This is a genomic window from Acidovorax sp. SUPP3334 (assembly GCF_030159055.1).
Taxonomy (GTDB): Bacteria; Pseudomonadota; Gammaproteobacteria; order Burkholderiales; family Burkholderiaceae_C; genus Paracidovorax.
In genome coordinates, this window is sequence record NZ_BQXQ01000022.1 from 48,105 (window position 1) to 65,783 (window position 17,679).

17 protein-coding genes and 1 pseudogene are annotated in these 17,679 nt (G+C 66.9%); 7 read left to right on the forward strand and 11 right to left on the reverse strand.

Annotated features, from left to right (window positions below; genetic code table 11):
• Positions 1–3 precede the first annotated feature (3 nt).
• From AVHM3334_RS13885 to AVHM3334_RS13895, 3 genes are all read right to left on the reverse strand, one after another.
• Positions 4–1,119, reverse strand: coding sequence for an acyl-CoA dehydrogenase family protein (locus AVHM3334_RS13885; RefSeq protein ID WP_284413155.1), 1,116 nt, complete (start codon positions 1,117–1,119; stop codon positions 4–6).
• Positions 1,120–1,161: 42 nt separating this feature from the next.
• Positions 1,162–2,367, reverse strand: a complete 1,206-nt coding sequence (locus tag AVHM3334_RS13890) for an acyl-CoA dehydrogenase family protein (RefSeq protein ID WP_284413157.1) — start codon at positions 2,365–2,367, stop codon at positions 1,162–1,164.
• 63 nt (positions 2,368–2,430) lie between these two features.
• Entirely contained in the window at positions 2,431–3,147 is a 717-nt protein-coding gene (locus AVHM3334_RS13895) for a YceH family protein (protein WP_284413159.1), read from the reverse strand.
• A 21-nt stretch (positions 3,148–3,168) separates the two neighbouring features.
• Between AVHM3334_RS13895 and purN the strand changes: the two genes are divergently transcribed.
• Entirely contained in the window at positions 3,169–3,753 is a 585-nt protein-coding gene (gene purN, locus AVHM3334_RS13900) for a phosphoribosylglycinamide formyltransferase (protein WP_284413161.1), read from the forward strand.
• 21 nt (positions 3,754–3,774) lie between these two features.
• Here purN and AVHM3334_RS13905 read toward each other — a convergent pair whose 3' ends face one another.
• The 3 genes from AVHM3334_RS13905 to AVHM3334_RS13915 form a co-directional block, all read right to left on the reverse strand.
• Positions 3,775–4,842 (reverse strand): sensor domain-containing diguanylate cyclase, encoded by a 1,068-nt coding sequence (locus AVHM3334_RS13905; protein WP_284413163.1) that lies wholly within the window; start codon positions 4,840–4,842, stop codon positions 3,775–3,777.
• Positions 4,843–5,173: 331 nt separating this feature from the next.
• Entirely contained in the window at positions 5,174–5,851 is a 678-nt protein-coding gene (locus AVHM3334_RS13910; RefSeq protein WP_284413165.1) for a hypothetical protein, read from the reverse strand.
• A 219-nt stretch (positions 5,852–6,070) separates the two neighbouring features.
• Positions 6,071–6,307, reverse strand: a complete 237-nt coding sequence (locus tag AVHM3334_RS13915) for a DUF1653 domain-containing protein (protein WP_284413167.1) — start codon at positions 6,305–6,307, stop codon at positions 6,071–6,073.
• Positions 6,308–6,347: 40 nt separating this feature from the next.
• On the opposite strand from AVHM3334_RS13915, the pseudogene AVHM3334_RS13920 reads away from it, so the two are divergent.
• The 3 genes and pseudogenes from AVHM3334_RS13920 to AVHM3334_RS13930 all read left to right on the forward strand — a co-directional run.
• Positions 6,348–6,678, forward strand: a pseudogene (locus tag AVHM3334_RS13920) (peptidase M48); the annotation flags it as partial.
• A 299-nt stretch (positions 6,679–6,977) separates the two neighbouring features.
• On the forward strand, positions 6,978–8,300 hold the full coding sequence (locus AVHM3334_RS13925) for an RsmB/NOP family class I SAM-dependent RNA methyltransferase (RefSeq protein ID WP_284413169.1): 1,323 nt from the start codon (positions 6,978–6,980) through the stop codon (positions 8,298–8,300).
• Between the two features lie 143 nt (positions 8,301–8,443).
• Positions 8,444–9,658, forward strand: a complete 1,215-nt coding sequence (locus AVHM3334_RS13930; RefSeq protein WP_284413171.1) for a DesA family fatty acid desaturase — start codon at positions 8,444–8,446, stop codon at positions 9,656–9,658.
• Positions 9,659–9,770: 112 nt separating this feature from the next.
• Here the strand turns inward: AVHM3334_RS13930 and AVHM3334_RS13935 are convergent, their stop codons facing one another.
• The gene (locus AVHM3334_RS13935) at positions 9,771–10,181 is read right to left on the reverse strand and encodes a hypothetical protein (RefSeq protein WP_284413172.1); all 411 of its coding nucleotides are present in this window, start codon (positions 10,179–10,181) and stop codon (positions 9,771–9,773) included.
• 223 nt (positions 10,182–10,404) lie between these two features.
• Between AVHM3334_RS13935 and AVHM3334_RS13940 the strand changes: the two genes are divergently transcribed.
• Positions 10,405–11,907, forward strand: coding sequence for an aminotransferase-like domain-containing protein (locus AVHM3334_RS13940; RefSeq protein WP_284413174.1), 1,503 nt, complete (start codon positions 10,405–10,407; stop codon positions 11,905–11,907).
• A 148-nt stretch (positions 11,908–12,055) separates the two neighbouring features.
• Here AVHM3334_RS13940 and rpmG read toward each other — a convergent pair whose 3' ends face one another.
• From rpmG to trxB, 3 genes are all read right to left on the reverse strand, one after another.
• The gene (gene rpmG / locus AVHM3334_RS13945; RefSeq protein ID WP_008904999.1) at positions 12,056–12,226 is read right to left on the reverse strand and encodes a 50S ribosomal protein L33; all 171 of its coding nucleotides are present in this window, start codon (positions 12,224–12,226) and stop codon (positions 12,056–12,058) included.
• Between the two features lie 11 nt (positions 12,227–12,237).
• Positions 12,238–12,471, reverse strand: a complete 234-nt coding sequence (gene rpmB / locus AVHM3334_RS13950) for a 50S ribosomal protein L28 (protein WP_087496789.1) — start codon at positions 12,469–12,471, stop codon at positions 12,238–12,240.
• A gap of 197 nt (positions 12,472–12,668) precedes the next feature.
• The gene (gene trxB / locus AVHM3334_RS13955) at positions 12,669–13,628 is read right to left on the reverse strand and encodes a thioredoxin-disulfide reductase (protein WP_284413177.1); all 960 of its coding nucleotides are present in this window, start codon (positions 13,626–13,628) and stop codon (positions 12,669–12,671) included.
• Positions 13,629–13,847: 219 nt separating this feature from the next.
• Between trxB and AVHM3334_RS13960 the strand changes: the two genes are divergently transcribed.
• A complete protein-coding gene (locus AVHM3334_RS13960; RefSeq protein ID WP_284413179.1) occupies positions 13,848–16,193 on the forward strand; it encodes a DNA translocase FtsK in 2,346 nt (781 codons plus the stop codon).
• Between the two features lie 70 nt (positions 16,194–16,263).
• Positions 16,264–16,896: an outer membrane lipoprotein periplasmic chaperone LolA gene (lolA, locus tag AVHM3334_RS13965; RefSeq protein WP_284413181.1), complete on the forward strand. Its 633-nt coding sequence runs from the start codon at positions 16,264–16,266 to the stop codon at positions 16,894–16,896.
• Between the two features lie 152 nt (positions 16,897–17,048).
• Here lolA and AVHM3334_RS13970 read toward each other — a convergent pair whose 3' ends face one another.
• On the reverse strand, positions 17,049–17,411 hold the full coding sequence (locus AVHM3334_RS13970; RefSeq protein ID WP_284413183.1) for a DUF1304 domain-containing protein: 363 nt from the start codon (positions 17,409–17,411) through the stop codon (positions 17,049–17,051).
• Positions 17,412–17,679: the final 268 nt, after the last annotated feature.

The following is a 17,679-nucleotide window of genomic DNA, read 5'->3' on the forward strand; positions in this document are numbered from 1 at the left end:
GCGTCAGGCGAAGACGCCGGCCGAGTCCTGCATGCGCACCGACACCTCGCCCAGGTGGTGCAGCGTGTCGCCGTAGGTCATCTCCAGCTGCGTGAGCCGCTTGAAGTAGTGGCTGCCGATGTACTCGTCGGTCACGCCGATGCCGCCGTGCAGCTGCACCGATTGCTGGCCCACGAAGCGCATCGACTGGCCCAGCTGCACCTTGGCGCGGGCGATGGCGCGGCGGCGCTCGTCGGGCGGGGCGGTGAGCTTGAGGCTGGCGTAATAGCTCATCGAGCGCGCCAGTTCCAGCTGCATCTTCATGTCGGCCACCCGGTGGCGCAGGGCCTGGAAGCTGGCGATCACCACGCCGAACTGCTTGCGCTGGTTCATGTAGTCCACGGTGAGCGACACGGTCTGGTCCATCACGCCCACCGCTTCGGCGCACGCGCCGGCAATGCCGGTGTCCACCGCCAGTGCCAGCGCGGCCAGACCGTCCGTGGTGACGAGCGTAGCGGGCGCGTTTTCCAGCTGCACTTCGGCCGCGCGGCTGCCGTCCTGCGTGACATGGCCGCGTGTGGACACCCCCGGCGCGCTGCGTTCGACGAGGAAGAGGGCGATGGCGCCCTCCAACTGTGCGGGCACCAGGAAAGCATCGGCCTGGTCGCCGGCCGGTACTATGCTTTTAATAGCTGTCAGTGCATGTCCTGATTGCGCTGGAGCCGCTTTTGCCTCGCACACGTCCAGGCGATAGCGGGCCTTGCGTTCCTGCTGCGCCAGCACCACCAGCGCCTCGCCGCTGGCGATGCGCGGCAGCCAGTCGGCCTGCACGGCTTCGGGGGCGCAGTGGCCCAGCACCGTGCTGGCGATGAAGGCCTGCGCAAGCGGCTCCAGCACGATGCCGCGGCCCAGTTCTTCCAGCGCCACCATGGCGTCCACCGGGCCCTGGCCCAGGCCGCCGTGCGCCTCGGGCACGGTCAGGGCGGTGAGGCCCAGCTCGGCCAGTTCGTTGTAGGCCGCGCGGTCGAAGCCGCCGGCGGCCACGATGCCGCGGCGGCGCTCGAAGGTGTAGCCCTTTTCGACCCAGCGGCGCACCGCGTCGCGCAGCGATTGCTGGTCATCCGAGAAATCAAAGTCCATGTTTTCTACTCCTGGCGGAAGCTCTTGCGGCGGGTGCCGGGATCAGCCCAGAACGGTCTGGGCGACGATGTTGCGCTGCACTTCGTTGGAGCCGCCATAGATGGTGGTCTTGCGCAGGTTGAAGTAGGTCGAGGCCAGCGGCGCATTGGCCACCGCGCCGCCCGGGAAACCGCCCAGGGCCCCGGCGGCGGCATCGCCTTGCCACCCGGCCTCCATGGCCTCTTCGATGAAGGGCAGGCTGAAAGGGCCGGCGGCCAGCATCATCAGTTCGGCATAGCGCTGCTGGATCTCGCTGCCGCGGATCTTGAGCAGGCCCGCGATGTCCAGCGAGTTCTTGCCGGATTTCTCGGCCGACAGCACCCGCAGCACCAGCATCTCCAGCGCGACGATGTCCACCTCCAGCAGGGCGATCTGATCGCGAAAGCGCAGGTCGTCGTACACGCCTTCGGCGCGGGCGATGCGCTTCAAGCGCTCCAGCTCGCGCTTGCTGCGGTTCACGTCGGCGATGTTGGTGCGCTCGTGGCTCAGCAGGTGCTTGGCGTAGGTCCAGCCCTTGTTCTCTTCGCCGATGAGGTTCTCGGCGGGCACCTTCACGTTGTCGAAGAAGACCTCGTTGACCTCGCACTCGCCGTCCAGCAGCTTGATGGGGCGCACCGTGACACCGGGCGACTTCATGTCCAGCAGCAGGAACGAAATGCCAGTCTGCGGCTTGCCCTCGTTGCTGGTGCGCACGAGGTTGAACATCCAGTCGCCGTACTGGCCCAAAGTGGTCCAGGTCTTCTGGCCGTTGACCACGTAATGGTCACCCACCCGTTCGGCCCGCGTCTTGACCGAGGCCAGGTCCGAGCCCGAGCCGGGCTCGCTGTAGCCCTGGCTCCACCACACCTCGCCGCTGGCGATGCCGGGCAGGAAGCGCTTTTGCTGCTCGGCATTGCCGAAGGCCATGATGACGGGCGCCACCATCACCGGGCCGAAGGGAATGATGCGCGGCGCGCCAGCCAGTGCGCATTCCTCCTCGAAAAGGTGCTTTTGCACGGCGGTCCAGCCCGGGCCGCCGAACTCCTTGGGCCAGCCGAAGCCCAGCCAGCCTTTCTTGCCCAAAATCCTGGCCCAGCCCTGCATATCGTCGCGGCTCAGGCGCAGGGCGTTGTGCACCTTGTGGGAAATCTCCTGGGGGAGATGCTCTTTGACCCAGGCGCGAACCATTTCGCGGAAGGCCTGTTCTTCGGGGGTGAATGCGAGATCCATGCGGTGTGTCTCCTCAGGCTGCCGGTTCGAGCCCATCCGGCGGTTGTAGCACGGTCGTGCTTTTTACGCCTGTCCGGGCGGCGACACGGGCGCGGTGGGCTCGGGCGGCAGTCCCAGTTCCTGGCACAGCCGCTGCACGGTGGCACGCAGTCCGGCCACCTCCGCCTCCAGGGCTGCCACGCGGGAGGCCAGGCCCTGCGCCGCAGGGCCGTCGGCGGCCGCCGAGGCCATTGCGGCCCCTGCGGCATATTGGCTCGCGTCCACGGGGCCACACAGCAGGTGCGCCCAGCGCTGCTCGCGGGCGCCGGGTGCGCGGGGCAGCTGCATGACGAGCGGACCGCCCTTTTCGTCGCTGCGCGACTGCAGCTCGTCCAGAAAGGCCTCGACCGAGGAAATGTCGGCGAACCGGTGCCAGCGCTCGGAGGTGATGCGCAATTCGCCCGCCGTCTGCGGCCCGCGCAGCATCAGCAGGGCCAGCAGCACCGCCGACTGGTCGGGCACGCCGATGCCGCGCGGAAAGTTGTGCTCGAACTTCGTCGCCCGGTTGCCGCCGATCTCCACGGCGAGCGTGCGCAGGCGCAGCGCATCGAGCGCCTCCTGCACCTGGGCATCGGTCAGCTGCATCACCGGGTCTCGGCTGCTCTTTTGGTTGCAGCCGGTCACCACGGCATTGAGCGTGAGCGGATAACTGTCGGGAACGGTGCGGGCTTTTTCCATCAGCGTGGCGAGCACGCGGGCCTCGGTGGGCGACAGGGGGCGGGTGCGGGGATCGAAGGGCATGGCAGGGGATAATTTCCGGCAATGAAGAACATCGTGATTTTGATCTCCGGCAGCGGCTCCAACATGGCAGCCATCGTGAATGCCTCGCGCCAGCAAGACTGGGCCGGCCGCGACGGCGCCCGCGTGGTGGCCGTCCTGAGCAACAAGGCCGAGGCGGGGGGCTTGGCCTGGGCCCGGTCGGAAGGTATCGCCACCGGGTCGCTGGACCACCGGGCGTTCGAGTCACGAGAGGCATTCGATGCGGCACTGGCCGGGCTGATCGACGCGCACGCACCGGCGCTGGTGGTGCTCGCGGGGTTCATGCGCATCCTCACCCCGGGGTTCGTTGCGCGCTACAGCGGGCGGCTCGTGAACATCCATCCCTCGCTGCTGCCGGCCTTTCCGGGGCTGCACACGCACCAGCGCGCGATCGATGCGGGCTGTGAGGTGGCCGGGGCCACGGTGCACCAGGTCACCGCCGAACTGGATGCCGGGCCCATCCTTGCGCAGGGCGTGGTGCCGGTGCTGCCCGGCGACACGGCCGCGGCGCTCGCGGCACGCGTGCTGGCGCAGGAGCACGCCATCTACCCCCGCGCCATCCTGAAGCTGCTTCGCCAGCAGGGCTGACCGCGCGGCTGCGGGGCCTTTTCAGGACCAGCCGCTGAACACGCTGACCCGGTTGCGCCCTTCGTCCTTGGCCACATAGAGCGCGCGGTCGGCCCGCGCCAGCAGGGCGTGCGGATCGCTCACCTCTTCGAACCCCGCCGTGGCGACCCCGAGGCTGGCGGTGACCGGCCGGTGGGGCCAGTCGCTCGCGGCCAGGGCGGCGCGCAACTGGTCGGCGACGGCCCGGGCGCCCGCCGCGTCGGTGTGCGGCAGCACCACGCAGAACTCTTCGCCGCCGAAGCGGGCCGCGAAGTCCCCGGCCCGCACGCTGGCGCGGATCACCCCGGCCGCGTGCCGCAGGATTTCATCGCCTGCCGGATGGCCCAGGTCGTCGTTGACGCGCTTGAAATGGTCCAGGTCCACCATCACGAGGCTCAGTGGCAGCCGTGCGCGCTTGCATTCGTCCCAGCTGGTGCGCAGATGGCGGTCCAGGCAGCGCCGGTTCCACAGCCCCGTGAGCCCGTCGGTCATGCTCTCCAGTTCGAGCCCTGCCATGGCCTGGCGCAGTTCCAGCTGGGTCACCACCTGGCGGGCCAGCGACTGCAGGGCGCGGCGCTCGGCGTCGGAGAGCGTGCGCGGTTCGCGGTCGATCACGCAGACGGTGCCGATCGGCATGCCGTCCGAAGTCACCAGCGGCGCGCCCGCGTAAAAGCGGATGCCAGGTTCGCCGGTCACCAGCGGATTGCCGGAAAAGCGCGGGTCGAGGTTCGCGTCCGGCACTTCGAACACATAGTCGGGCTGCAAGATGGCATGGGCGCAGAAGGCCAGCTCCCGGGGCGTCTCGGCGGCGTCGAGCCCCACCCGTGATTTGAACCACTGCCGCTCGGTGTCGATCAGCGAGATCAGCGCGATCGGCGCCTGGCAGACCGCGGAGGCCAGCGTGGTCAGATCGTCGAAGGCCTGCTCGGGGGCCGTGTCCAGCACCCTCAGCTTTTCGAGGGCCTCCAGGCGCTGCGGCTCGTTGAATGGCAGCGGCGCGCCTTGGGGCAGGTCTTGTTGCGCGGAAGGCGCGGCGTCGGCAGGAACTTCGGGTTTCAGGGTGACAGGCATCTTGGGCTTCACTTTTCGGGACGACACAGAGTGTGTACGCAGCATGCCGATGTTCTGTTGTATCCATTTGCTACAGCCAAGGTCATCCCCTGGGGTTGACGGGCGGCAGCGACGCTGGCACGGTTGTGTTTTTGCTATGAAAAATATAGCTATGTGCCTTAGAAGATATTGCGCTGGAGCCGTTTTTGACGCAAAGACTGTCGGCGCGGGGTGCCGGTCCGCGCAGTTCGTCCACTGACGGGCTGCGCAGCACTGCGTGGCCCGGCGAAACCACGGGGCGGGCGCCCCCCGTGCCTGCGGGCTCGGCCGGCCGGAGCTGCCTCCGCTCCGGCTAGGCCCGTTGGAAGAAATGGCGCAGCCGCTGCGCGAATCCTCCGGATGAAGACTTTTCCGGCGTGGTGGGGGTAGGGGCCGCGCTGGCCGCCGCCGGCACAGTGGCCTGCGCCTTGGCGCGCGCCTGGTCCTCGGCGTCGAACAGGTCTTGCAGGGTGACTCTCGTCGCTTGGGCCTCCAGCTCGGGCTCCTCTTCGATGGTGAAAAGGGTTCGGTCTTGCAATCGGGCCATGGCCGCTTGGACCTCGAGGCTGTCTGCGTCCTCGATTTCCCCGGCGTGTGCCGGGTCCGGCGCCGGCTGTGTTGCGGGCGCAGGCTCCTGCTGGATTTCGGGGCGTGTCTCGGAAGGGGTGGGCGCCGCCTGTGGCTCGGGTGCGGGACGGTGCAGCGAGGCGGCAAAGGCCGGCCCTGCGCTCGCGTTCATGTAGCGGATGGCGGAGGCCACGTCGGACGCCTGCTGGCTGGCGGTGCCGTCCTCCAGGGGTTGGCGTGGCTGGGGCGCGGTCGCGGGCTTGGAATGGCGCCCCATCAGGCCGGACAGCAGGCCGCCACTGTGGCGGCTGCTGCTGGTGCTGCTGCTGGTTTTCGGCGCCGAGCCCGCTGTTTTCCCGGGCGCGGCCGATGTCGGCGCATTCGGGGTGGGACGGGAGTGCGTCAGTAATTTGGAGAATTTCACGGCCAGACCTTTGTTTCCACTGGCTCAGGCCAGAGGAATGAAACAGGATGGTGTGACGGGTGCCGTGGAATTTGATTTACCGCGCGAACATTCGATGGGTCACCCGAAGCCACCACATCGCAACGAGCATTAGGTTGGGGTGCTATCTAATTAATAGCTTAAAAGGCATTCGGAACTAGGGCGCAGGGCCTTTTTGACTCGCTACGGCGTGGCGTCTGGTCATGCTTGCACCGGCTGAAAGCGCGGCTGCTCGCGCCCGTCGATCACCACGGTTTCTTCGAACATCGCGGCGGGGCGCACCCACAGGCCGCGATCGCCGTACAGCGCGCGGTACAGCGTCATGGGCTCCAGCGTCTCGCTGTGGCGCACGGTGTCGATCACTTCGTACATCAGGCCCTTGTAGTGGCGGTACAGGCCGGGCGGGGTGCGGTGCAGCGCGGGGAGTTCGTCGTTCATGAATAAGATCGGCAGCTTGTCAAAAAGAGGGTGCGGGGCGATGGATCAGGCGGATTTCGTGCACATGGTCCGCATGAGCGGAGCATGCGAGCGCCGAGGACTCCAGCGCGTAACGGCGCAGTGTCGCCGCTTTCGCGGCCCTGGGCTATGCCTGGGTGGTGGGCTGCCTGCTGCTGGCGGCCGGGTGGCTGGCCTGGGTGGTGCCGCAACTGCTGCATGGCCGGTTTCGCATCGCGTACGTGTGGGTGGTGCTGGGCGCGGGCGGCCTGCCGTGGACCTGCCTGCGGGCGCTTTGGGTGCGCATCACGGCGGCCCACGCGCCCGGCCTGTTCGAAGCGCTGGAGCGCATCCGCGCCAAGGTCAAGGGGCCGACAGAGCTTTCGCGCTGCTGGATCGTGTGCAAGGCCCTGCGCGAGTTTCCACAGCGGCGGGCCTGCCTCGTCTTCGTCGAATTGCCCGGCCTGGACGATGACGATGACGGCCGCGCCAGCCTGTGCCGCTGGCTGGAGCGCCATCTGAGCCTGCCCGGCCCTGGCCCTTTGGGCAGGGGAGTCGCCCGCCCTGCAGGAGATCGAACGCTCGGCCTTCGCGCCGGTGCTGTCGCGGTAGCCGCAGACGGGCTCGGGCAGGGATCGGCGGGGCCAGGCGGCGCCAGTGGGACAATCGGGCGATGCATCCCAAAGCCCTTCTGGACGCCTGCGCTGAACTCGTCAGGCTGACCTTGACCCTCGAACACCCCGCCGACGCGGTGGTGTCCCGTTTTTTCCGTGACCACCGCTCCCTCGGCCCGCGCGAGCGCGCCACCCTGGCCGAGACCGCCTACACCGTGCTGCGCAAGAAGCTGCTGTTCGAGCAGCTGGCCCGTTCGGGCAGCGGCCCGAAAGAGCGGCGCCTGGCGATTCTCGGCTTCGCCCACAGCCAGGACGAACAGGCCCGCCGCACGAATGGCGGCAATGCCGCCGGCGCGCGGGACTTTCTGCGCGGCGCGTTGAGCGATGTGGAAAAGAACTGGCTCGACCAGTGCGACGCCGTGCCGGCCGACGACTTGATGGAGCGGCACCGCCACAACCTGCCCGAATGGCTGGTCGCGCCGCTCAAGAGCCAACTGGGCGACGGCTTCTGGCCACTGGTGGACAGCCTCTCCCAAAGCGCGCCGCTCGATCTGCGCGTGAACGCCCTGCAGGACAAGCGTGCCGAGGTGCAAAAGGAACTGGCCAAGGCCGGCATCCGCGCGGTTTCAACCCCTTATTCGCCCTGGGGCTTGCGCGTGGAGGGCAAGCCCGCGCTCGCCAAGCTCGACGCCTTTACCTGCGGTGCCGTGGAGGTGCAGGACGAAGGCTCTCAGTTGCTCGCGCTGCTGCTGGACGCCAAGCGCGGCGAGATGGTGGTCGATTTCTGCGCGGGCGCCGGCGGCAAGACGCTGGCCATCGGCGCGTCGATGCGCAACACCGGGCGCCTGTATGCCTTCGACGTGTCGGCCCACCGGCTCGACGCGCTCAAGCCCCGGTTGGCGCGCAGCGGCCTGTCGAACGTGCACCCCGCCGCCATCGCGCACGAGCGCGATGACCGCATCAAGCGCCTTGCCGGCAAGATCGACCGCGTCCTGGTGGACGCACCGTGTTCCGGCCTGGGCACGCTGCGCCGCAACCCTGACCTGAAATGGCGCCAGACGCCCCAGGCCGTGCAGGAACTGATCGCCAAGCAGACGGCGATTCTCGCCAGCGCCGCACGCCTGCTCAAGCCGGGCGGCCGGCTGGTGTATGCCACGTGCAGCGTGTTGCCGCAAGAGAATGAAGGCATCGCCGAGGCGTTCAGCGCGGCGCATGCCGACTTCGTCCCCGGCGACGCGGGCGAACTGCTCACGCAGCTCAAGGTGGAGCAGGCCCAAGCGCTGTGCAGCGGCATGGCCTCCGGCACTGGTTATCTGCGCCTTTGGCCCCATGTGCACCAGACCGATGGCTTTTTCGCCGCGGTCTGGACGCGCAAGCCCTGAACTTCGACCCGCCCGGAGCCTTCGCCCCAAGACACCTGTGGTGTCCTGGGTATGCGCGGCTTCGTGCCGATATCGCCTTTTAAAATCTGCCAGTTGCCCCGAACGGGGTGGCAATTCACTTTAGCTAGCGAAGGCTCTTCACCATGTTGTTACCCGATTGGGCTGTTTTGAACGCCGCCATCGACTGGCTGGGCCACGGCTTGTGGAACCTGAGCTGGTGGCAGGTGGTGCTGTACACCCTGTTCACCACGCACATCACCATCGCGGCGGTGACCATCTTCCTGCACCGCGCGCAGGCCCACCGATCGGTGGAACTCGGGGCCGTGCCTTCGCACTTCTTTCGCTTCTGGCTCTGGATCGGCACGGGCATGGTCACGCGCGAATGGGTGGCCATCCACCGCAAGCACCATGCCAAGTGCGAGACCGAAGACGATCCGCACAGCCCGCAGACCCGGGGGCTGGACACGGTGATGTGGCGCGGCGCCGAGCTGTACCGTGCCGAGGCGAACAATGCCGAGACCGTGCGCAAGTTCGGCCACGGCACTCCCGACGACTGGATGGAGCGCAAAGTCTACAGCCGGTTCGCCTGGCAGGGCGTGGGCCTGATGCTGATCATCAACCTGGTGCTGTTCGGCGGCCTGGGCGCCACCGTGTGGGCGGTGCAGATGCTGTGGATTCCCTTCTGGGCGGCGGGCGTGGTCAACGGCATCGGCCACTTCTGGGGCTACCGCAATTTCGAGGCGCAGGACGCCAGCACCAACCTGGTTCCCTGGGGCCTGGTGATCGGTGGCGAAGAACTGCACAACAACCACCACACCTATCCGACGGCCGCCAAGTTCTCGGTCAAGCCTTACGAGTTCGACATCGGCTGGATGTACATCAGCCTCATGCGCAGCGTGGGCTGGGCCACCGTCAAAAAGGTACCCCCGAAACTGCGGCTGGGCGCCGTCAAGCCGGTGGCTGACGAACACACGCTGGAGGCCCTCATCGCCAACCGCTACGAGGTGATGGCCGGCTACGCGCGCGGTGTGCGCCAGGCCTGCCGCGAAGAACTGGCTGCGCTCAAGGCCCGCAAGGCCGACGTGTCCGTGCTGCGCGCCGCGCGCCGCTGGGTGCACCGCGATGCCGAAAAGGTGCCTGCGCGCGCCAAGCCGCACCTGGCCCAGGCCCGCGAGGCCCATCCGGTACTGGACAAGATGATCACCATGCGCGAAGAGCTGCGCCAGTTGTGGCTGAACACCTCGCAATCGCGCGAGCAGCTCACGGCGGACCTGCAAGCCTGGTGCCGGCGTGCCGAAGAAAGCGGCGTGACCGCGTTGCGTGAGTTCTCGCTGCGCCTGCGCGCGGCACAGGTCTGAGGTTGCCGGGCCCCAGGCCTTTGTGATCGGTTTCCGCCTGCCGCACTGACCGATCCGTTGGCTGAAGCGGGCAGGGCTTTTCGGCCGCTGCAGGATGCCCGCCCAGCAGGCCTCAATGGGCTGCGCCGACACGGCTTTCTGCGCTCGCCCTGTTTTCGCCCAACGTTCTGGTCCACCGGGCAGCCACCCAGGCCCAGGCATGCGCGAGGGCGCTGCGTTGGGGCGCAGCCTCCGTCAGCACGGCACGGGCCGCCGTAAGGCCGGGATTGTGCAGTCGCACCCAGGCAGCGCTGCCTCCCTGCGTCAACGTTTGTCCAGCCACCAGGCTTTGCCGGGCCGCATGCAGCACCTGCCCGCAGATCAGCGGGCCAAAGCCCAGCCGAAGATCGCCTTCCAGCGCCTGGAGCGTGCTGGCGGCAGGCAGGCACACCAGCACATGCTGCCCGGGGGCGATGTCCAGCACCAAACGGCAGGCATTGGCAGAAGCGGAGGCGGGGCGGCGGGCGTGTGTCGTGGCGGTCATGGCGGACTCCTTCGGATGAACGCCCAAGCGTAAGAAAAGCCGGCCCCGAAAGGCAGGTACACGCGGCTCGGGCGGCAGGTAGAACAGCCGCGATCGGCAGGGGCCTGTTATGGTTCGCCAGGTTCCATCCTGTATCTGTTCCGGTGCCATGCGCCGGGGCATGATGGGTCTCCCGCATGCCGCGCGCGGGCCTGGTGTGCGCGGGTTCTTTTGATGCTGCGCCATGCCCCGCTCCGCCGATACCCGAGAGACTCCTCTGTACCGCCAATTGGCGGCCCTTTATGTGCAGGCGATCGCCGCTGGCAGCCTGCGGCCCGGCATGCGCATGCCCTCCGTTCGCGAGCTGTGCCAGCGCCATCAGGTGAGCCTGACCACCGCGCTGCAGGTGCTGCGGCATCTCGAATCCCAGGGCGCCGTGGAGGCGCGCGAGCGCGTGGGCTACTTCGTGCGGGAGCCTGGCGGCGTGGTGCTGCCCGGGGCGCGCGAGCCCGAATTGCTCGAACCGCTGCCGGACGATCCGGGCGTGTTTGCCGGCATCAACGAGCGCATTTCGATGTTCCTGGAAAAAGCCCGCCGCGCCGGACGCGTGCCGCTGGACCTGGGAAGCGCCATGCCGGCACCCAGCCTGTTCGACGCCCGGGCGCTGAACCGGTTGGCGCAAAGCCTGTTGCGCGAGCAGCCCGACATCCTGGTCTATGGGCCTTCCGCGCCCACCACCCACCCGGAATTCCAGCAGGCGATGGCGCGCCATGCGCTCACCTTCGGCGTGTGCCTGTCGCCTGCCGACATCGGCGCCACCCACGGCAACTCCGAAGCCGTGACGCTGGCGCTCGACGCCATTGCCGAGCCCGGCGACGTGATCGCGGTGGAGTCGCCCACGTTCTTCGGCATCCTGCAGGCCATTCAGGTGCGCGGTCTTCGTGCGTTGGAGATTCCGTGCAGCCCGCACACCGGGATATCGCTGGAGGCGCTGGAATTGGCGGCGCGCAACGAGCCCCGCCTGAAAGGCGTGGTGGTCGTGCCCCACCTGCAGATGCCCCAGGGCAGTGTGATGCCCGACGCGCACAAGGAGCGCCTGGTTGCGCTGTGCGTGGAATACGGCCTGGCACTGATCGAAGACGACATCTATCGCGAGTTCGTCGAATCGCCCCGCGCGCTGCGCCCTGCCAAGGCCTGGGACAAGGTGGGCGATGCGGGCCAGGTCATCTATTGCGCCTCGCTCAGCAAGAGTTTTGCGCCTGGCCTTCGGCAGGGCTGGATGAGTGCGGGGCGCTGGCAGGCCCGGGTGCAGATGCTCAAGTTCGCACGCACGCGCAACATGCAGACGTGGTCCCAGTTGCTGGCCGCGCGCAGCGTGGATTCGCCGGCCTACGAGCGCCACATGCGGCGCATGCGCATCCAATTGCGGCAGCAGCGCGATCAGTCCGCACGCGCCGTGGCGAGGTACTTTCCTGTCGGCACGCGGCTGAGCTTGCCGCCGGGAGGCATCAGCCTGTGGCTGGAACTCCCGCCCGACCTGTCCACCACGCGCCTGTACGACCAGGCCCTTCAGTGCGGCATCCGCATCGCGCCCGGGCCGATGTTCTCCAACACCGGGCGCTATGAGAACTTCTTGCGCCTGAGCTGCGGCATGCCGTTCACCCCTGAAGTGAAGGAGGCCTACCGCACGCTCGGCATGCTCATGGAGCGCCAGCGCGCAGAACTCCCGTTGCGCCGGGCTGCGTGATGTCGATGGGGCCGGTGTCCGTGCTGGCGGTGCGATAGGGCGCGGCATGAATTGCGCCAACCAGGGCGTGGACCGCTGCCGACAGCGAGCCGGCCATAAAAAAACCGCCCGGGGTGAGCGGGCGGTTTTTTGAAGGACCGAGGCTGAATCACTTCAGCTTCATTTCCTTGTATTCGACGTGCTTGCGAGCTTTTGGATCAAATTTCATGATCAGCATCTTCTCGGGCATCGTCTTCTTGTTCTTGGTCGTGGTGTAGAAGTGGCCGGTACCCGCAGTGGATTCCAGCTTGATCTTGTCGCGTCCGCCTTTGCTTGCCATGGTGCTTCTCCTTAAGCTTGGCCACGTGCGCGCAGGTCTGCGAGCACGGAGTCAATACCGTTCTTGTCGATCAAACGCAGGCCGGCATTGGAAATGCGCAGACGAACCCAACGGTTTTCGCTCTCGACCCAGAAACGGCGGTATTGCAGGTTCGGCAGGAACCGGCGCTTGGTTTTGTTGTTGGCGTGGGAAACGTTGTTCCCAACCATCGGGCCTTTGCCCGTGACTTCACATACGCGTGCCATGAGGACACTCCAGTATTTTCAACGGCCTTCGAGCGGGTGCCCTGCGGATTCGCCAGCGAACGACGCCGTGGATCGCAAGGCCTGTCGTCGGCCTCACCTCGCCAGTTCAGGGTGGCGGTAACCCGATCGCCTCATAAAAGCGCCGGCGCAAGCCGGCCTTCAATTTCAGCAAAGCCGCAGATTATAGCCCGCTTTGTTCAGATGACGCCATCCTGCTCCAGGAAGCGCTGCGCATCGAGCGCAGCCATGCAGCCCGTGCCGGCGCTGGTGATGGCCTGGCGGTACACATGGTCCTGCACGTCGCCGGCGGCGAAGATGCCTGGCACGCTCGTCTGCGTGGCGAAGCCCTTGAGGCCGCCCTGCGTGACGATGTAACCGTTTTCCATGGTGAGCTGGCCTTCGAAGATGCCGGTGTTGGGCGAGTGCCCGATGGCGATGAAGCAGCCCTGCAGGGCGATGTCTTCGGTGCTGCCGTCCACGGTGCTCTTCACGCGGATGCCCGTCACGCCGCCGTCGTTGCCCAGCACCTCGTCCAGCGTGTGAAAGAGCTTCAGTTCGATCTTGCCGGCCGCCACCTTCTCGTTGAGCTTGTCCACCAGGATCGGCTCGGCCTTGAACTTGTCGCGACGATGGACCAGCGTGACCTTGCGAGCGATGTTCGACAGGTAGAGAGCCTCTTCCACGGCCGTGTTGCCGCCACCCACCACGCAGACGTCCTGCTCGCGATAGAAGAAGCCGTCGCAGGTCGCGCAGCCCGAGACGCCGCGGCCCATGAAGGCTTCTTCGGAGGGCAGCCCCAGGTATTTGGCCGAAGCGCCCGTGGCGAGTATCAGCGCATCGCAGGTATAGGTGCCGCTGTCGCCCGTCAGCGTGAAGGGGCGCTGGCTGAAATCGACCTTGTTGATGTGGTCGAAGATGATCTGCGTCTTGAAGCGTTCTGCGTGCTCCAGGAAGCGCTGCATCAGGTCCGGGCCCTGCACGCCGTGAACGTCCGCCGGCCAGTTGTCCACTTCGGTCGTGGTCATCAGTTGACCGCCCTGGGCGATGCCCGTGATGAGTACCGGGCTCAGGTTGGCGCGCGCTGCGTACACGGCGGCGGTGTAGCCGGCGGGGCCGGAGCCGAGGATCAGGACTTTGGCGTGTTGCGTGTTGGACATGGAAGGTAAATCTTTGTTGCGCCCGCGGCCGGGCTGGAATGGCAGATGTGGCCGCGACCGCGGAGTATCAACCCGCGGGCGCAGGTGGAAGGCGCCGCTTTTTCAATCGCGCCCATTGTAAGAAGCGATGAAAAGCCGGGCCTGGGAGGAGGGTGCTCTGCCGATGTTTCCGGTGCATGCCCCGCAATGCGCATCGGGTAAGCTTGGCCGCGCACTTTTATGACCTATTCCCTCAATACCCTCAATGCTTCCTCCGCGGGCAAATCGCAGCCACGCAGCGGGGCAGCCCGTTTCGGCCACGAGATCAGCCTGGTAATCGGTCTCGTGGCGCTGGTTTTCTGGCTCCTGGCCCTCGCAACCTATTCAGGGCAGGACGCTGCCTGGTCCACCTCCGGCGTCGGCGACGGGCGCGTGATGGCCAACTGGGCTGGCCGCCTCGGGGCGTGGCTGGCGGACAGCAGCTATTTCGCGCTCGGCTTCTCGGTGTGGTGGTGCGTGGCAGCCGCCGTGCGTGCCTGGATCGCCTCTCTGGCGCGCTGGATGCGCGGCGGCGAAGACGCATCCGCCAATGCGCACAGCCCGATGGTGCGCCGTGCCATGTTCTGGGGCGGCCTGGTGCTGCTGATGGCAGCCAGCACCGGACTGGAATGGTCGCGGCTGTACCGGCTGGAGTCTTTGTTGCCTGGCCACGCGGGCGGCGCGATCGGCTACATCACCGGGCCCGCCGGCGTGAAGTGGCTGGGTTTCACCGGCTCGGGGCTGGTGGGCGTGATTCTGGTGGTGGTGGGTGCGGCGCTGGTGTTCCGTTTTTCGTGGGGCCATGTGGCCGAGCGGCTCGGCGGACGCATCGACGCGCTGGTGCAGATGGGTCGCGCCAAGCGCGAAAAAGCCAAGGACTTGGCCGTCGGCAAGCGCGCCGCGCGGGAGCGTGAAGAGGTGGTGCTGGAAGAGCGCCACGAGGTCGAGCAGCACCACCCGCAGCCGGTGCAGATCATCGAGCCGGTGCTGTCCGATGTGCCGCAAAGCGCCCGCGTGGTGAAAGAGCGGCAAAAGCCCTTGTTCACCGAAATGCCCGACAGCCGCCTGCCGCAGGTCGATTTGCTGGACGGCCCGCCCGCGCAGCGCCAGGAAACGGTCTCGCCCGAAACCCTGGAAATGACCAGCCGCCTGATCGAGAAAAAGTTGAAGGATTTCGGTGTGGAAGTGCGCGTGGTCGCTGCCATGCCGGGCCCGGTCATCACCCGCTACGAGATCGAGCCGGCCACGGGCGTCAAGGGCTCGCAGATCGTCGGTTTGGCCAAGGATCTGGCGCGCTCGCTGTCGCTGGTGTCCATCCGCGTGATCGAGACGATTCCGGGCAAGAACTTCATGGCGCTGGAGCTGCCCAACGCCAAGCGCCAGTCGATCCGGCTGTCCGAGATCCTCGGGTCGCACGTGTACCACGAGGGCAAGAGCATGCTCACGATGGGCCTGGGCAAGGACATCGTGGGCAACCCCGTGGTGGCCGATCTGGCCAAGATGCCGCATGTGCTGGTGGCCGGCACCACCGGCTCGGGCAAGTCGGTGGGGATCAACGCCATGATCCTGTCGCTGCTCTACAAGGCCGAGGCGCGCGATGTGCGCCTGCTCATGATCGACCCCAAGATGCTGGAAATGTCGGTGTACGAAGGCATTCCGCACCTGCTGGCGCCCGTGGTCACCGATATGAAACAGGCGGCCCACGGCCTGAACTGGTGCGTGGCCGAAATGGAGCGCCGCTACAAGCTCATGAGCAAGCTGGGCGTGCGCAACCTGGCCGGCTACAACGTGAAGATCGACGAGGCCAAGGCGCGCGAGGAGTTCATCTACAACCCTTTCAGCCTGACGCCCGAAGAGCCCGAACCGCTGCAGCGCCTGCCGCACATCGTGGTGGTGATCGACGAGCTGGCCGACCTGATGATGGTGGTGGGCAAGAAGATCGAAGAGCTGATCGCCCGACTGGCGCAAAAGGCCCGCGCGGCCGGCATTCACCTGATCCTTGCCACGCAGCGCCCCAGCGTGGACGTGATCACCGGGCTGATCAAGGCGAACATTCCCACGCGCATCGCCTTCCAGGTCAGCAGCAAGATCGACAGCCGCACCATCCTGGACCAGATGGGCGCCGAAGCCCTGCTGGGCATGGGCGACATGCTCTACATGGCCAGCGGCACCGGCCTGCCCGTGCGCGTGCATGGCGCCTTCGTGTCCGACGAGGAAGTACACCGCGTGGTGAGCTACCTCAAGAGCCATGGCGAGCCCGACTACATCGACGGCGTGCTGGAAGGCGGCACGGTCGATGGCGACGACGGTGCGCTCGGCGACTCGGACGGCAACGGCGGCGAGAAGGACCCCATGTACGACCAGGCCGTGGAGGTGGTGCTCAAGGACCGCAAGGCCAGCATTTCGTACGTGCAGCGCAAGCTGCGCATCGGCTACAACCGCTCCGCCCGCCTGCTCGAAGACATGGAAAAGGCCGGCCTCGTGAGCGGCCTGACCACCAGCGGCCAGCGCGAAGTGCTCGTGCCCGCCCGCGGCGGCGCCGAATGAGCACGGGCCACGCCGGCGATCCCCGTCAACGCGTCAACGCTCCAGCTTTCGCACCAGCGACCGAGAAACCATGAAAAAACTGATCCTCACCGCCCTGATCGCCGCCGCAGCCCAGTGCGCCAGCGCTGACGGTCTCCAAAGCCTCGAATCGTTCATGAAGGGCGCCGCGGCCGGCCGCGCCGACTTCACGCAGACCGTCACGTCGCCGCCCAAGGACGGCGAAACGGCCCGCACCAAGACGTCGAGCGGCACCTTCGAGTTTCAGCGCCCGGGGCGTTTTCGCTTCGCCTACAAGAAGCCGTTCGAGCAGACCATCGTGGCCGACGGCAAGACGCTGTGGCTCTACGACGCCGACCTGAACCAGGTCACCCAGCGCTCGCAGGCGCAGGCCCTGGGCACGACGCCTGCCGCCCTGCTGGCCTCGGCGCCCGATCTGCAGGCGCTGCGTGCCGATTTCACGCTCGAATCCTCGCCCGAGCAGGACGGCCTGCAGTGGGTGCTGGCGACCCCGAAGGCCAAGGACGGGCAACTCAAGAGCGTGCGCGTGGGTTTTCGCGGTGAACAGCTGGCGGCGCTCGACATCCTGGACAGCTTCGGCCAGCGCTCGGCGATCCGCTTTGACAACGTGCAGTCGAGCCCATCGCTGCCGGCTTCGACCTTCGAATTCAAGCCGCCAGCGGGTGCGGACGTGGTCCGGCAGTAAAGCGGCAATACCTTTACGCGGCAATGGATCAGCAGTTGGGTGCTATAAATTTAGTAGCATACTGCCGTTGATTTTATTGCGCTGGAGGCCTAAAAGGCTTTAAGGCCCCAGGGGCGGGCGACCGCAGCGGTGGCGCCGCGGCGTGCCCTTCCTCAACGTCCGGCCAGCAGCACCAGCGCCAGGCCCACCGCCGCAGGAATGGCCTGGATGAACAGGATTTTCCGGGCCGCCGTAGCAGCGCCGTACAGCCCCGCCACCAGCACGCACACCAGAAAGAACACCTTTACGCCCAAGCCGGCATCGCCCAGCCACAGGCCCCAGAAAAGCCCGGCCGCCAGGAAACCGTTGTACAGCCCCTGGTTGGCCGCCAGCACTTTGGTGGCGGCAGCCCGCTCGGGCGTTTGCCGGAAGGCGCGCAGGCCGGCGGGCTTGTCCCACAGAAACATCTCCAGCACCAGGATGTAGATATGGAGCAGGGCGATCAGGGCGACGACGGCATTGGCAGCGATGGACATGGGGGGCTCATCCTCAGGTGTTTGAATCGTTCGGGCGCCGCGGCATTGTGCGTGACATTCCCGCGACCGCACTGGGGCGAAGCGCTGGTGGCGGCTGGCGCAGAATAATCAACCGGCAATACGCGGTTGGCGGTTTGGCGGGTTGGCGGATTCGGGCCTTTCCCGTTGCCGCCGTCGGCTCGAGTAGGCCGGCCGCCTTGGCCGCCTCGGTGCCGCACCTTGCAGCGCATTCATTGACACTTCATTCCACGGACCTCTCTCGTTGACC

Coding starts and splice junctions, on each gene's coding strand:
- AVHM3334_RS13885 (WP_284413155.1), bottom strand. CDS start 1,119: ATGGACTTTGATTTCTCGGATGACCAGCAATCGCTGCGCGACGCGGTG.
- AVHM3334_RS13890 (WP_284413157.1), bottom strand. CDS start 2,367: ATGGATCTCGCATTCACCCCCGAAGAACAGGCCTTCCGCGAAATGGTT.
- AVHM3334_RS13895 (WP_284413159.1), bottom strand. CDS start 3,147: ATGCCCTTCGATCCCCGCACCCGCCCCCTGTCGCCCACCGAGGCCCGC.
- purN (WP_284413161.1), top strand. CDS start 3,169: ATGAAGAACATCGTGATTTTGATCTCCGGCAGCGGCTCCAACATGGCA.
- AVHM3334_RS13905 (WP_284413163.1), bottom strand. CDS start 4,842: ATGCCTGTCACCCTGAAACCCGAAGTTCCTGCCGACGCCGCGCCTTCC.
- AVHM3334_RS13915 (WP_284413167.1), bottom strand. CDS start 6,307: ATGAACGACGAACTCCCCGCGCTGCACCGCACCCCGCCCGGCCTGTAC.
- AVHM3334_RS13925 (WP_284413169.1), top strand. CDS start 6,978: ATGCATCCCAAAGCCCTTCTGGACGCCTGCGCTGAACTCGTCAGGCTG.
- AVHM3334_RS13930 (WP_284413171.1), top strand. CDS start 8,444: ATGTTGTTACCCGATTGGGCTGTTTTGAACGCCGCCATCGACTGGCTG.
- AVHM3334_RS13935 (WP_284413172.1), bottom strand. CDS start 10,181: ATGACCGCCACGACACACGCCCGCCGCCCCGCCTCCGCTTCTGCCAAT.
- AVHM3334_RS13940 (WP_284413174.1), top strand. CDS start 10,405: ATGCCCCGCTCCGCCGATACCCGAGAGACTCCTCTGTACCGCCAATTG.
- rpmG (WP_008904999.1), bottom strand. CDS start 12,226: ATGGCAAGCAAAGGCGGACGCGACAAGATCAAGCTGGAATCCACTGCG.
- rpmB (WP_087496789.1), bottom strand. CDS start 12,471: ATGGCACGCGTATGTGAAGTCACGGGCAAAGGCCCGATGGTTGGGAAC.
- trxB (WP_284413177.1), bottom strand. CDS start 13,628: ATGTCCAACACGCAACACGCCAAAGTCCTGATCCTCGGCTCCGGCCCC.
- AVHM3334_RS13960 (WP_284413179.1), top strand. CDS start 13,848: ATGACCTATTCCCTCAATACCCTCAATGCTTCCTCCGCGGGCAAATCG.
- lolA (WP_284413181.1), top strand. CDS start 16,264: ATGAAAAAACTGATCCTCACCGCCCTGATCGCCGCCGCAGCCCAGTGC.
- AVHM3334_RS13970 (WP_284413183.1), bottom strand. CDS start 17,411: ATGTCCATCGCTGCCAATGCCGTCGTCGCCCTGATCGCCCTGCTCCAT.